Below are 13,531 nucleotides of genomic sequence, written 5' to 3'. Positions count from 1 at the left end.
GTGGCTGGTCGCGCAGTTCCCCGCGCCCCTTTTGGGCGTTGGCGGGTCCGTTCCTTTCGAGGGGCGGGCCCGCTTTCGTGTGGGTGAGAGGATTTCTGGGTGAGTGATGAAGTGGAGCCCGGGTTCGTGCGGGTGCGGCTGGATCTGTCGTACGACGGGGCCGAGTTCTCCGGGTGGGCCAAGCAGGCCGGCGGGCGGCGGACCGTGCAGGGGGAGATCGAGGACGCGCTGCGGACCGTCACGCGGTCGGCGCGGACGTACGAGCTGACCGTGGCGGGGCGGACCGACGCCGGGGTGCACGCCCGGGGCCAGGTCGCGCACGTGGACCTGCCGCGCGAGGTGTGGGCCGAGCACCACGGGAAGCTGCTCAAGCGGCTCGCCGGGCGGCTGTCGCGGGACGTGCGGGTGTGGGCCCTCAGGGAGGCGCCCAGCGGCTTCAACGCCCGGTTCTCGGCGATCTGGCGGCGCTACGCCTACCGGGTCACCGACAACCCCGGCGGGGTCGACCCGCTGCTGCGCGGACACGTGCTGTGGCACGACTGGCCCCTCGACGTGGACGCCATGAACGAGGCCGCCCGGGGACTGCTCGGGGAGCACGACTTCGCCGCCTACTGCAAGAAGCGCGAGGGGGCGACCACCATCCGGACCTTGCAGGAGCTGAGCCTCGTGCGGGGGGACGACGGGATCGTCACCGCCACCGTGCGGGCCGACGCCTTCTGCCACAACATGGTGCGCTCGCTCATCGGCGCGCTGCTGTTCGTCGGCGACGGGCACCGCACGCCGGACTGGCCCGCGAAGGTGCTCGCCGCCGGTGTCCGGGACTCCGCCGTGCACGTCGTACGGCCGCACGGGCTGACCCTGGAAGAGGTCGGCTACCCGGCGGACGAGCTGCTGGCGGCGCGGAACAAGGAGGCGCGCAACCGGCGCACCCTGCCGGGGACCGGCTGCTGCTGAGCCGCTAGCCGGCCGTCGCCGCCGCCGACGCCTGGGCCTGGCCGCGCCGGCTGATCTGCCGGACGGCGAACTCGGCCAGGTCGTCACCGGTGCGGAAGACGGCCGTGTCCTTCTGCGTCACGTTCTGGCCGTTCGTGAAGCCGGCGATCGTGAAGTAGGCGTACCGGCCGTAGGAGTTGATGGTGGAGCGGCAGACCGCGCCCGTGCAGAACGACTTCACGCCGCCGCCCGACAGCGAGCGCACGATGCTCTTCTTGTCGGTCTGGCTCTTGGCCTTGAGCGCCTGCGCCTCGTTGTCGAAGACGGCCACGCCGACCGTCACCGCGATGTCGCCCTTGGTGTAGGTGACGCGCAGCAGCCGGGTGCAGCCGTTGTTGGTGAGGGCCTTCGGCAGGGTGCCCTGGGCGGCGGAGGCGCAGGTGCGGGTGTCCGCGGTCGGCCCCTTCTTGTAGACGATGTCGCCCATGGTCAGCTGCGTGCCCGGGAAGAGGATGTCCGGGCTCAGCGGGGCCGTGTCCTTCTTGCTGCTGGACACGAAGTCCTTCGGGTCCAGCGGCGGCGGGGCGCTGGTCGGCGCGAACGAGGGGGGCGCGGCCGACTGGCCGGGGATGTCCGCGGTCGACGGCAGCTGGGAGGAGGGCGTGTCCGACGCCTGGTCGGAGCCGTTCGCCGAGACCACGGCCACGGCGACGGCACTGGCGATCGCCACGGTGGCCAGCGCACCGCCGCCGATGAACAGCAGCCGGCGCCGCTTGTTACGGGCCTCCGAGGCCTCGGCGAGCGCGGCCCAGTCCGGGGAGTCGCCGCCGCCGCTGTTCCAGGGCTGCTGCTGCGATTGCGGTTTCCAGGGATCCCACTGCGACTGAGGTCCCCCCTGCCCAAAGCTCATGGGCGGCATCTTAGACGGGCCGAGAGGTGTGCTGGTGCGGCTGTGGACGGGGTGCAGCGCCTAGCGTTCCCTTCATGTGGACGGGCAAAAGCGACATCTCCGGGTGGTTGGTGCGGCCGGTGGGCGGGCACGCGTGGGCGGCGCTCGTGGCGGTGCTGGGGGCGTCGGCGCTGAGTGCGGCCCGGGCGTCCCCGGACGGGGGGATGGACAACGCGATCGTCGTGCGGGCCGCCCGGACCTGGCTGGCCGGCGGCTCCCCGTACGACGATCCGCACTTCCTCTATCTGCCGAGCGCCGTGCTGGCCGCCGTCCCGCAGGCGCTGCTGCCCGGGGCCGTGCTGCGGGTGCTGGCGCCCCTGGCGGTGACGGCGCTGCTGGTGCTGGCCTGGGGCTGCGCGCTGCGCCTGCACCGGGTGCCGTACGGCAGCCGCCTCGGCGTCCTCGGGGCGATCGGGCTCGCGGCGGGCTTCGCGCCCTTCGGGCACCTGGTGCGGCTCGGCAACTGGACGGTGACCGCGGCGGTGGGCCTGCCGCTGTGCCTGCTGCTGGCCAGCCGGGGCCGCTGGACGGCGGCCGGAGCGGTCATCGGGGCGGCCGTGGCGCTCAAGCCGCTGCTGGCGCCCGTGGTCCTGCTGTTCCTGTTCGCCGGGCGGTGGCGGGCCCTCGCGGCGGCCGTCCTGGTGCCCGCGCTGGCCTCCGGCGCGGCGGCGCTGCTGATGCCCGATCCGGCCGGCTTCCTCACCCGCACCCTGCCCTTCCTCGCCCACGGCGACGACGGCTTCCTGCGGCTCTACGAGGCCTCCCCGGCGGCCGTCCTGCCCCGCCTCGGCGTCGCGGAACCGCTCGCGCAGGGGATCGCGGCGGTGGCGGCGGGGGCCGGGGTGCTGTGCGCGTACCTGCGCTGGCGCCGCGCGGACGCCGGGCCGCTGCGGTACGCGGAGACCGGCGCCGGCCTGATGCTGTCGGCCTTCCTGGTCTCCCGGCCGTCCTACGACCACTACCTCCTGGTCGCGGTGCCGCTGCTGCTCGCCGGGCTGCCGTACGCCGGTGCGGTGGCCCGGGGGCCCTGGTTCTGGCTCGCCCTGGTGCCCCAGGCACCGGGGCTGACCTGGCCCTGGCTGGAGACGGCGCGGCAGCGGGCCTTCAAGGACGCGTTCACGCTGTGCGTGCTGGTGTGGGCCGTGGCGGGGCGGGCCCGGGGCGGTGCGGCCCCCGCCGGCGATCACGACGGCGCCGGGCGCGCGCCGGAGCCCGCGGCGGTGTCGTCGGCTCCGTTTTGACCCGGCTGCGGCACCCCGGGTACTCTGCACAGTCGTATGTGTATTGGCTTGCTCATTCTCACGTGAGGGGCCCTTACACCGGTCCACCGGGACCGATGACCAGCGACCAGCACGCGGTATGCGTCACCGCTGTGCGGTCAGGGCTGTCGTGATCGTCTTCGGTGACCTTGTCAGGACCATTCACTGAAGAAGCGAAGGCTACGAACCGTGCGTACGTACAGCCCCAAGCCCGGCGATGTGACGCGCCAGTGGCACGTCATCGACGCTCAGGACGTCGTCCTGGGTCGTCTGGCCTCCACCGCCGCCTCCATCCTGCGTGGCAAGCACAAGCCGATCTACGCGCCCCACGTCGACACCGGTGACTTCGTCATCATCATCAACGCCGACAAGGTGCACCTCTCCGGCAACAAGCGGACCCAGAAGATGGCGTACCGCCACTCCGGGTACCCGGGCGGTCTGCGCTCCGTGCGCTACGACGAGCTGCTGGACAAGAACCCCGAGAAGGCCATCGAGAAGGCCGTCAAGGGCATGCTCCCCAAGAACACGCTGGGCCGTCAGATGCTCTCGAAGCTGAAGGTCTACAAGGGTGACCAGCACCCGCACGGCGCGCAGCAGCCGCAGCCGTTCGAGATCACCCAGGTCGCGCAGTAAGTCCGGCCACCCCCTAAGACGAAAAGAATCTGAGGAGCATCGTGGCCGAGACCACTGCCGAGCAGCCGATCGAAGAGATCGACATCGAGAGCTACACCACCGAGTCCGAGGTCCCCGTCGAGGGTGAGTACACCTCGGAGTCGATGGCGTCCCGCTTCGGCGAGCCCCAGCCGGCCGCCGGCCTGGGCCGTCGCAAGAACGCCATCGCCCGTGTCCGGATCGTCCCGGGCACCGGCAAGTGGAAGATCAACGGTCGCACCCTCGAGGACTACTTCCCGAACAAGGTGCACCAGCAGGAAGTCAACGAGCCCTTCAAGGTGCTCGAGCTCGAAGGCCGTTACGACGTCATCGCCCGCATCGCGGGTGGCGGTGTCTCCGGTCAGGCCGGTGCGCTCCGTCTCGGTGTCGCCCGTGCGCTGAACGAGGCCGACGTCGACAACAACCGCGGCCCGCTGAAGAAGGCCGGCTTCCTCAAGCGCGACGACCGTGCGGTCGAGCGCAAGAAGGCCGGTCTCAAGAAGGCCCGCAAGGCCCCGCAGTACAGCAAGCGCTAAGCCTCGCTGCCTGTACTCCGAACGCCCCGGCGGCACGCCACTGTGCTGCCGGGGCGTTCGTTTATCCCGGCCGCCAGGCGTATAACGACACAAGACGCTCAGAAGCTCAGCCGGTCATGGGTTCATGCGTTCATGGGCTCATGTGCTCGGACCTGACGTTTTCTCAGGAGGACAAGTGGGACGACTCTTCGGCACGGACGGCGTGCGCGGTGTCGCCAACGCGGATCTGACGGCCGAGCTGGCGCTCGGTCTCTCCGTCGCCGCGGCGCACGTACTGGCCGAGGCGGGCACCTTCGCCGGACACCGGCCGACCGCCGTGGTCGGCCGTGACCCGCGGGCCTCCGGGGAGTTCCTGGAGGCCGCCGTGGTCGCGGGCCTGGCCAGCGCCGGCGTGGACGTGCTGCGGGTCGGCGTGCTGCCGACGCCCGCGGTGGCCCACCTCACCGGCGCGCTCGGCGCCGACCTCGGCGTGATGCTCTCCGCGAGCCACAACGCCATGCCCGACAACGGCATCAAGTTCTTCGCCCGCGGCGGGCACAAGCTCGCCGACGAGCTGGAGGACCGCATCGAGTCCGTCTACGCGGATCACCGCACCGGCGCCCCCTGGGACCGTCCGACCGGCGCCGGCGTCGGCCGCGTCCGCGACTACGACGAGGGGCTCGACCAGTACGTCGCCCACCTCGTCGGTGTCCTCCCGAACCGCCTCGACGGACTGAAGATCGTCCTGGACGAGGCGCACGGCGCGGCCTCCCGGGTCTCGCCGGAGGCGTTCGCGCGGGCCGGTGCCGAGCTCGTCACCATCGGCGCGGTGCCCGACGGCCTCAACATCAACGACGGCTGCGGCTCGACCCACCTCGACCTGCTCAAGGCCGCCGTCGTCGAGCACGGCGCCGACCTCGGCATCGCCCACGACGGCGACGCCGACCGCTGCCTGGCCGTGGACCACACCGGCGCGGAGGTCGACGGCGACCAGATCCTCGCCGTGCTCGCGCTCGCGATGCGGGAGCGGGAGGCGCTGCGCTCCGACACCGTCGTCGCCACCGTGATGTCCAACCTGGGCTTCAAGCTGGCCATGGAGCGCGAGGGCATCCAGTTCGTGCAGACCGGGGTCGGCGACCGGTACGTGCTGGAGGAGATGAAGCAGCACGGCTACGCCCTCGGCGGCGAGCAGTCCGGGCACGTCATCATCCTCGACCACGCGACCACGGGTGACGGCACGCTGACCGGGCTGATGCTGGCGGCGCGGGTCGCGGAGACCGGGCGTACGCTGCGGGATCTCGCGTCCGTGATGGAGCGGCTGCCGCAGGTGCTGATCAATGTGCCGGACGTGGACAAGGCGCGGGTCACGACCTCCGCGGAGCTGTCGACTGCCGTCGGGGAGGCGGAGCGGGAGCTGGGGAGCACCGGGCGGGTGCTGTTGCGTCCCTCCGGGACGGAGCCTCTTGTGCGGGTGATGGTGGAGGCGGCTGACATCGAGCAGGCTCGGTCTGTGGCGGGGCGGCTGGCCGATTCGGTGAAGTCCGCGCTGGGGTAGTTTGCGGCGCCGGGTACGGGGTGGGGGGTGCTGTGCGGTGCGGGCTGCGGCGCCGTCGTGGCTTGTCGCGCAGTTCCCCGCGCCCCTGAGGGCGTAGGCCCGGTCCGGCGTTGATAGGGGCCCGCGCGGCGGAGCCGCATATCGGCACAGCCCCGCGCCCCTGGGGGGGGGCACCTAGGTGCGTTTGTGCATGCGGGTCCGTTGTGTTGACCACAGGGCCTTCTGTGCCAGCAGGGTCAGCGTGCCTGCCACGACGATGCCGAAGAGGTTGAGTGCGAGTTGCTCGGCCGAGCCCACCGTCTGTTTCATGTCGTCGAAGCTCAGGGCTACCGCCGCGTTCGCCGCTGCCGGGACCGTGGTGACCGAGATGGCCACGCCCACCAGGGCGCCGGACTTGGCGCTCGTCAGGGACAGTGTGCCCGCGATGCCCGCCAGGATCGCCACCACGAACGAGAAGGCGTCCGGGGCGTAGACGAAACCGGTGTTGGGGCGGTCGCCCTCCAGTTTGCCCTCGGTGAACAGGTCGAAGCCGGACATGATCCAGCTGAAGCCCACCGTCACCGCCATCGCCACCGCGAAGCCCACCAGCAGGGCGATCAGGGAGCGCAGGGCGAGGCGCGGGGCGCGCTGGACGATCGCCGTGCAGATGCCGGCGAGCGGGCCGAACTCCGGGCCGACCGCCATCGCGCCCACGATCAGGATCGCGTTGTCGAGGACGACGCCGCAGGCCGCGATCATCGTGGCCAGCGTGATGAAGGCGACGTAGGTGATGGAGAGGGTCGACTCCTCGCTGGTCGCCTCCTCCAACTGCTCCCACAGCACGGCGTCCGCGGGCTCGCCGGGCGCGTCCCGCTCCGCCTCGTCGGCGTGCTTGGACAGCGACAGGTCGATGTTCTCGGCGGTGATGGCGCCGCAGTCGTCGAGGCCCAGCGCCCGCAGCCGGCTGATGATCTCGTCGCCGGCCTCGCGGGCCACGTCGCACATGACGACGTCGCCCTCCGGGTCGCGGGCGGCGCCGGGCAGGACGACGAGGTGGGTGGTGCCGACCGTCCGGTCGATCAGGCGGACCACCTCGTCGGTCCGGTCGGCCGGGGAGATCAGGCGCAGATGCAGCATCCGGTATTTCTACAGCCGGCGGGCGCCTTCGTCACAGCTTGCGCAGGCTGAGGCGCTGCACCTTGTGGTCCGGCCCCTTGCGCAGGATCAGGGTGGCCCGGCCCCGGGTGGGGGCCACGTTCTCCACCAGGTTCGGCTTGTTGATGGTGCGCCAGGTCGTGCGGGCGTAGTCGAGGGCCTCCTCCTCCGAGACCTGGGTGTACTTGCGGAAGTACGAGGACGGGTTCTGGAAGGCCGTCGCGCGCAGCTTGCGGAAGCGGCTGAGGTACCAGTGCTCGATGTCCTCGGTGCGCGCGTCGACGTACACGCTGAAGTCGAAGTAGTCGGCGAGGCCGACCCTGGTGCGGCCGTCCTTGCCGGGCAGGGCGGGCTGGAGCACGTTCAGGCCCTCGACGATCAGGATGTCGGGGCGGCGCACGACGAGCTTCTCGTCCGGGACGATGTCGTAGATGAGGTGGGAGTAGACGGGGGCGGTCACCTCGGCCTTGCCGGCCTTGATGTCGGCGACGAAGCGGGTCAGCGCCCGGCGGTCGTACGACTCGGGGAAACCTTTCCGCGACATCAGGCCGCGGGCCTCCAGCTCCTTCGTGGGCAGCAGGAAGCCGTCGGTGGTGACCAGCTCGACGCGGGGATGCTCGGGCCAGCGGGACAGCAGCGCCTGGAGCAGACGGGCGACGGTGGACTTGCCGACCGCGACCGAGCCGGCGACCCCTATGACGAAGGGCGTGCCCGACTGGGAGCCCTGCTCGCCGAGGAAGGTGTTGAGCGCGCCGCGCAGTCCGTCGGTGGCGCCGACGTAGAGGTTGAGCAGCCGGGACAGCGGGAGGTAGATGTCCCGCACCTCGTCGAGGTCGATGACGTCGCCGAGGCCGCGCAGCTTCTCCACCTCCTCGGCGGTCAGCGGCAGCGGCGTCTTCTCGCGCAGCGCGCTCCACTCGGAGCGGGTGAGGTCGACGTAGGGAGTCGCCTCCGGCCGGGACCGGTGGGCGCTCCGGGGCATCGCGGGGACCGGAGAGATCACAGTCCATTGTTAACGGAGTTTGAACGGGGCTGCGGGTGGGGTGCGTCACGCCGGGCCGCGCACCGCCGGGCGAGATCACGTCGGTGTCACGGTCGGATACCGGGTGATCATGGAACGGTCGTCGGGTGATCGCCTGTGTCCGCGCTGTGAGTACAGTGCGCGCGAAGCATGCGGAGCTCCTCCGCAGTCCTGGCAGAAAGAGTCATCCCACGTGAGATCGACCGCTGTTCGCCGTACCGCCCTGGCGGCCTCGGCCGCCGCCCTGGCCCTTCTCGTGACCGCCTGCGGCGGGTCCTCCGACGACGGCGACAAGGCCGGTGGCGGCAAGGCCGACGCGGGCAAGAACGCCCCGGCCGGTGCCGAGGCGCTGAGCGCCGCCGAGCTGGAGAAGGCCGTGCTGGCGCAGGCCGACGTCAAGAACGGCAAGGTCACCAAGGCCGCCGCGACGGACGACATCGGGCAGGACCAGGTGAAGACGGACAAGGCCGAGTGCCGGCCGCTCGTCCTCGCGCAGACCGGTGTCGCCGCGGGCGAGCCGGCGGCCACGGCGAAGCGGTCCTGGACGGAGGAGGCGAAGAAGCCGTCCGGGGACGATCTGTCCGAGGAGGCGCTGAACAGCGCGTTCGACCTGGACAAGCTCCTGGTGACCCTGGCCTCCTACGAGGGCGGCGGCGCCGGGACGGTCCTCAAGGACGTGAACGCGGCCGTGAGCGCGTGCGCGGGCGGCTTCTCCTACACGGTGGCCGGTGTCACGACGAAGGTCGACAAGGTGACCGCCGACAAGGCGCCCGCCGGTGCCGACGAGGCCGTCGCGGTGACGCTGACGGTGGCCGGCGACGAGGGCGACGCGTTCCCCCTGAAGGTCGCCGTCACCCGTAAGGGCTCCACCGTGGCGTCGTTCACCGTGATGAACCTGGGAGCCGCCGCCACGGGCAAGGACTTCCCCTTCCCCACCGAGATCAGCGACGCACAGCTCGCCAAGCTGGGCTGACCGGACCGGCCGCCGATTCCCACCGGAGTGTTCGTACCCCGGTGGGAATTTCCGATTTCGGGCACGCGACGACAGGTTGGTTCCGGAACCTGACCGTAGGCTGCCGGGCATGTGCGGAATCGTGGGATATGTGGGGCCGCAGTCGGCGCTCGACGTCGTGGTGGCCGGACTGAAGCGGCTGGAGTACCGGGGCTACGACTCGGCGGGCGTCGCCGTGCTCGCCGACGGCGGGCTCGCCACCGCCAAGCGCGCCGGCAAGCTCGTCAACCTGGACAAGGAGCTGTCCGAACACCCGCTGCCGTCCGCCGCGGCCGGCCTCGGCCACACCCGCTGGGCCACCCACGGCGGCCCCACCGACGTCAACGCGCACCCGCACCTCGACAACTCCGGCCGGGTGGCCGTGGTCCACAACGGCATCATCGAGAACTTCGCCGAGCTGCGGGCCGAGCTGGAGGAGCGCGGCCACGAGCTGGCCTCCGAGACCGACACCGAGGTCGTCGCCCACCTGCTCGCCGAGGAGTACTCCGCCTGCGCCGACCTCGCCGAGTCGATGCGGCTGGTGTGCCGCCGGCTGGAGGGCGCGTTCACGCTGGTCGCGGTGCACGCGGACGAGCCGGACGTGGTCGTCGGCGCACGGCGCAACTCGCCGCTCGTGGTGGGCACGGGGGAGGGCGAGTACTTCCTCGCCTCCGACGTCGCCGCGTTCATCGCCCACACCCGGGACGCCCTGGAGCTGGGCCAGGACCAGGTGGTGGAGCTGCGCCGGGACGGCGTGACGGTCACCGGCTTCGACGGCAGCCCCGCGCAGGTGCGCTCGTACCACGTCGACTGGGACGCCTCGGCCGCCGAGAAGGGCGGCTACGACTACTTCATGCTCAAGGAGATCGCCGAGCAGCCCAAGGCGGTCGCCGACACGCTCCTCGGCCGCATCGACGGCTCCGGCTCCCTCACCCTGGACGAGCTGCGGATCCCCGCGGGCGTGCTCCGCGAGGTCGACAAGGTCGTCATCGTCGCCTGCGGCACCGCCTTCCACGCCGGGCTGATCGCCAAGTACGCCATCGAGCACTGGACGCGCATCCCCTGCGAGGTGGAGCTGGCCAGCGAGTTCCGCTACCGCGACCCCATCCTCGACCAGCAGACCCTGGTCGTCGCCATCTCCCAGTCCGGCGAGACCATGGACACCCTCATGGCGCTGCGCCACGCCCGCGAGCAGGGCTCGAAGGTGCTGGCCATCTGCAACACCAACGGCTCGACCATCCCCCGCGAGTCCGACGCGGTGCTCTACACGCACGCCGGCCCCGAGGTCGCCGTCGCCTCGACGAAGGCGTTCCTGACCCAGCTGGTGGCGTGTTACCTGGTCGCCCTCTACCTCGGCCAGGTCCGCGGCACCAAGTACGCCGACGAGATCCGCGACGTCGTCCGCGACCTCTCCCGCATCTCCGGCGCCGTCGACCGGGTCCTGGAGACCATGCAGCCGGTACGGGAGTTGGCGCGCTCGCTCGCCCACAAGGACACGGTGCTGTTCCTGGGCCGGCATGTGGGGTACCCGGTCGCCCTGGAAGGTGCCCTGAAACTCAAGGAGTTGGCGTACATGCACGCCGAGGGCTTCGCGGCGGGCGAGTTGAAGCACGGGCCGATCGCGCTGATCGAGGAGGACCTGCCGGTCGTCGTGGTCGTGCCGTCCCCGCGCGGCCGTTCGGTGCTCCACGACAAGATCGTGTCCAACATCCAGGAGATCCGGGCCCGGGGCGCGCGCACCGTCGTCATCGCCGAGGAGGGCGACGAGGCGGTCGTCCCCTACGCCGACCATCTCGTCCGGATCCCCGCCACCCCGACGCTGCTTCAGCCGCTGGTGGCGACGGTGCCGTTGCAGGTCTTCGCCTGCGAGCTGGCCACGGCCCGGGGCAACGAGGTGGACCAGCCGCGCAACCTCGCCAAGTCGGTGACGGTGGAGTAGCGGTGGCGGGTTCCCCCGGGTGCCACGCGGTTCTGTGCCGTTCCGCGCGGTTCCCGCGGACGATGGGACGAACGTCACCGGACGCCCCCCTGTGCGGGCGCGGTGCTGATCGCTAAGGTACGGGGGTTTGCGGTTGGTGCTGCAGTGACGACCCATGCCCGCCGACCTGGACCGCACGCGGATACGACTGGTGGACCGTAATGACCACAGCCCCCCCGGCACCCACGACTCCGGCCACGGAGCGGCCAGGGCTCGCGGAGCGGGCAGGCACCCTGCCCACGCGTCTGGCGTCGCTGACCAGCCTGCGCTTCTTCGCGGCCTTCGCGGTCTTCGTGCATCACTTCAACGGAGTGAGCGCGGGCGGCGGAGTGTGGCGGGTGCCCGACCTCTTCCCCTACTCGAAGATCGGCGCGCACGGCGTGACGTTCTTCTTCGTCCTCTCCGGGTTCCTGCTCACCTGGAGCCACAAGCCGACCAACGGCAAGGGGACGTTCTACTGGCGGCGCTTCGGCCGCATCTACCCGGCGCACCTGGTCGCCGCGGTCGCCGCCATCGCCGTCTTCTACGGCATGGGTAACGACCACACGGACGCGGTCAGCCTGATCTCGTCCCTGTTCCTGGTGCAGGCGTGGCTGCCGAACGCGATGCCCACCCTGCCGGGCAACCCCGTCACCTGGACGCTCAGCGTCGAGCTGCTCTTCTACGCGCTCTTCCCGCTGCTCATCAACCGCCTGCGCGCCTGGCGGACCAGGACCCTCGCGATCGTCACGGTCGCCGGCCTGGTCGCGATGTGGGCCGTGCACGTGGCGGCCGACCACTACCTGAACGCGCACGACGCCTCCTGGGTGATGCGCCACCCGGTGGTCTACCTGCCGCAGTTCCTCGTCGGTGTCACCTTCGCCATCGCCCTGCGCCGCGGCCACCGCGTCCCCCTGCGGCCCACCGCCGTGGTGGCGCTGCTCCTCGTGTACGCCGTCGCCTTCACCCGCGCGGACGACTGGGGCAACCGCTTCACCGCCCACCAGATGGAGTGCACCGTGCGCCCCGTCATCGCGGTGCTGTCGGTGCTGTTGATCGCCGCGTGCGTGCAGAACGAGGCCGCGGGCCGCGCCCGCCTGCTGACCAACCGCTCGCTGATCATGCTCGGGGCCAGCTCGTACGCCTTCTACCTGGTGCACCAGACCGTCAACCAGTTCATCCGCGAGTACTGGCCGCACCGGATGGCGGAGAGCAACGAGGCGATCGTCTTCCTGCTGGGCACCTTCGTGGTCTCCCAGGCCCTCGCCTGGCTCCTGTACCGGTGGGTCGAGGAGCCGGCCCAGCTGTGGTGGTCCAAGCGCGCCCCGAAGTCCCGCGCGGCCCGCGCCGAGAAGGCGGCGGCGCCGATCGTCCCGTAGGGCCGCGGCCGGGGGCCTCGTAAGGTGCTCGGCATGAGCATCATCGGGGTCGGGATCGACGTGGCCGAGATCGACCGTTTCGGGGCGTCGCTGGAGCGCACGCCCGCCATGGCGCGGCGGCTCTTCCTGGACAGCGAGCTGCTGCTGCCGAGCGGGGAGCGCCGCGGCGTCGCCTCGCTCGCCGCCCGGTTCGCGGCGAAGGAGGCCCTCGCCAAGGCGCTCGGCGCGCCGGCTGGGCTGCACTGGACGGACGCCGAGGTGTACGTGGAGGACAGCGGACAGCCCCGGCTGCGGGTCACCGGGACGGTGGCGGCGCGGGCGGCGGAGCTGGGGGTGACGTCGTGGCACGTGTCGCTCAGCCATGACGCCGGGGTGGCGTCGGCGGTGGTGATCGCGGAAGGGTAGGGCCGCTGGCCTCGCCTGCACGGAGACCGCCGGGCGCCGGGCGCCTGGAGCGGCCCACGTCCAGGGTGACGCGCGCGAGGTGATGCGCAGGTCTGCGGCAGCGCCTGGGCCGTGCGGGGCGTGCTCTGTCGGTGCCGGTGGGTGCGGCGCTCGGTGGCGCGGTGGGCCAGGTCGGCGCGGTAGGCGGTGGGCCGCCGAGTACCGCCCGCGCGCCGCCGAACAGGCCCGCCAGATCCTCCCCAACGAGCCCGCGCCGGCCGCGGACCGTGGTGACGCGCGAGGCGATGCGCAGGCCTGCGGCAGCGCCTGGCCGCGCTCTGTCGGTGCCGGTGGGTGCGGCGCTCGGTGGCGCGGTGGGCCAGGTCGGCGCGGTAGGCGGTGGGGCCGCCGAGCACCGCCCGCGCCGCCGAACAGGCCCGCGCGAGCCTCCCCACCGAGCCCGTGCCGGCCGTGGACGGGAGTGAACCCGGCCGGTGCGGCCCGTGACGTTCGTCGTGTATCGGGAAGACTCGACGGCATGCGGACTGCGTACAGCGTGGAGACGGTCAGGACGGCCGAGCGGGAGTTGATGGCGAGGCTGCCCGACGGGACCTTGATGCAACGGGCGGCGGCCGGGCTCGCGGCCGCCTGCGCGGAGCTGCTCGGCCGTGTCGCCGGGCGGGTCTACGGCAGCAGGGTCGTGCTGCTCGTCGGCAGCGGCGACAACGGCGGCGACGCCCTGTACGCCGGGGCACGGCTCGCCCGGCGCGGGGCCGGGGTGACGGCGGTACTGCTCACGCCCG

Annotated in this window: 13 protein-coding genes and 1 pseudogene; 10 read left to right on the top strand and 4 right to left on the bottom strand. The window is 71.8% G+C overall.

What is annotated here, in order from left to right; all coding sequences use genetic code 11:
* Positions 1-99 precede the first annotated feature (99 nt).
* Positions 100-954, top strand: a complete 855-nt coding sequence (gene truA / locus GTW67_RS01280) for a tRNA pseudouridine(38-40) synthase TruA (protein ID WP_161162946.1) — start codon at positions 100-102, stop codon at positions 952-954.
* Between the two features lie 4 nt (positions 955-958).
* On the opposite strand, the gene GTW67_RS01275 is transcribed toward truA, so the two are convergent.
* On the bottom strand, positions 959-1,843 hold the full coding sequence (locus GTW67_RS01275) for a hypothetical protein (protein ID WP_161162945.1): 885 nt from the start codon (positions 1,841-1,843) through the stop codon (positions 959-961).
* A 74-nt stretch (positions 1,844-1,917) separates the two neighbouring features.
* On the opposite strand from GTW67_RS01275, the gene GTW67_RS01270 reads away from it, so the two are divergent.
* The 4 genes from GTW67_RS01270 (at position 1,918) to glmM (ending at position 5,862) form a co-directional block, all read left to right on the top strand.
* A complete protein-coding gene (locus tag GTW67_RS01270; protein ID WP_161162944.1) occupies positions 1,918-3,123 on the top strand; it encodes a glycosyltransferase 87 family protein in 1,206 nt (401 codons plus the stop codon).
* A 207-nt stretch (positions 3,124-3,330) separates the two neighbouring features.
* Positions 3,331-3,774: a 50S ribosomal protein L13 gene (gene rplM, locus GTW67_RS01265; protein WP_055632362.1), complete on the top strand. Its 444-nt coding sequence runs from the start codon at positions 3,331-3,333 to the stop codon at positions 3,772-3,774.
* 41 nt (positions 3,775-3,815) lie between these two features.
* Positions 3,816-4,328 carry a 30S ribosomal protein S9 gene (gene rpsI / locus GTW67_RS01260; RefSeq protein ID WP_161162943.1) on the top strand — a complete coding sequence of 171 codons (513 nt, stop codon included), beginning with the start codon at positions 3,816-3,818 and terminating at the stop codon, positions 4,326-4,328.
* A 175-nt stretch (positions 4,329-4,503) separates the two neighbouring features.
* Complete coding sequence (glmM, locus tag GTW67_RS01255) at positions 4,504-5,862, top strand: phosphoglucosamine mutase (protein WP_161162942.1); 1,359 nt, start codon at positions 4,504-4,506, stop codon at positions 5,860-5,862.
* A gap of 174 nt (positions 5,863-6,036) precedes the next feature.
* Here the strand turns inward: glmM and GTW67_RS01250 are convergent, their stop codons facing one another.
* Both GTW67_RS01250 and coaA read right to left on the bottom strand, forming a co-directional pair.
* Positions 6,037-6,978 carry a DUF389 domain-containing protein gene (locus GTW67_RS01250; protein WP_161162941.1) on the bottom strand — a complete coding sequence of 314 codons (942 nt, stop codon included), beginning with the start codon at positions 6,976-6,978 and terminating at the stop codon, positions 6,037-6,039.
* Between the two features lie 31 nt (positions 6,979-7,009).
* A complete protein-coding gene (gene coaA / locus GTW67_RS01245; RefSeq protein WP_161162940.1) occupies positions 7,010-7,978 on the bottom strand; it encodes a type I pantothenate kinase in 969 nt (322 codons plus the stop codon).
* 232 nt (positions 7,979-8,210) lie between these two features.
* Between coaA and GTW67_RS01240 the strand changes: the two genes are divergently transcribed.
* From GTW67_RS01240 to GTW67_RS01225, 4 genes are all read left to right on the top strand, one after another.
* On the top strand, positions 8,211-8,990 hold the full coding sequence (locus GTW67_RS01240; RefSeq protein ID WP_161162939.1) for a hypothetical protein: 780 nt from the start codon (positions 8,211-8,213) through the stop codon (positions 8,988-8,990).
* Between the two features lie 109 nt (positions 8,991-9,099).
* The gene (glmS, locus tag GTW67_RS01235; RefSeq protein ID WP_161162938.1) at positions 9,100-10,947 is read left to right on the top strand and encodes a glutamine--fructose-6-phosphate transaminase (isomerizing); all 1,848 of its coding nucleotides are present in this window, start codon (positions 9,100-9,102) and stop codon (positions 10,945-10,947) included.
* A gap of 200 nt (positions 10,948-11,147) precedes the next feature.
* Positions 11,148-12,344 carry an acyltransferase family protein gene (locus GTW67_RS01230; protein ID WP_161162937.1) on the top strand — a complete coding sequence of 399 codons (1,197 nt, stop codon included), beginning with the start codon at positions 11,148-11,150 and terminating at the stop codon, positions 12,342-12,344.
* A gap of 33 nt (positions 12,345-12,377) precedes the next feature.
* The gene (locus GTW67_RS01225) at positions 12,378-12,749 is read left to right on the top strand and encodes a holo-ACP synthase (protein WP_161162936.1); all 372 of its coding nucleotides are present in this window, start codon (positions 12,378-12,380) and stop codon (positions 12,747-12,749) included.
* Between the two features lie 92 nt (positions 12,750-12,841).
* Here GTW67_RS01225 and GTW67_RS38430 read toward each other — a convergent pair.
* Positions 12,842-13,111, bottom strand: a pseudogene (locus tag GTW67_RS38430) (hypothetical protein); the annotation flags it as partial.
* Positions 13,112-13,266: 155 nt separating this feature from the next.
* On the opposite strand from GTW67_RS38430, the gene GTW67_RS01215 reads away from it, so the two are divergent.
* The coding region (locus GTW67_RS01215) for an NAD(P)H-hydrate epimerase (RefSeq protein WP_237518594.1) at positions 13,267-13,531 on the top strand (265 nt) is incomplete at its 3' end.

The sequence above is a fragment of the Streptomyces sp. SID5910 genome, from assembly GCF_009862125.1.
Lineage (GTDB): Bacteria > Actinomycetota > Actinomycetes > Streptomycetales > Streptomycetaceae > Streptomyces.
This window is presented reverse-complemented; position numbering and strand designations above follow the sequence as displayed.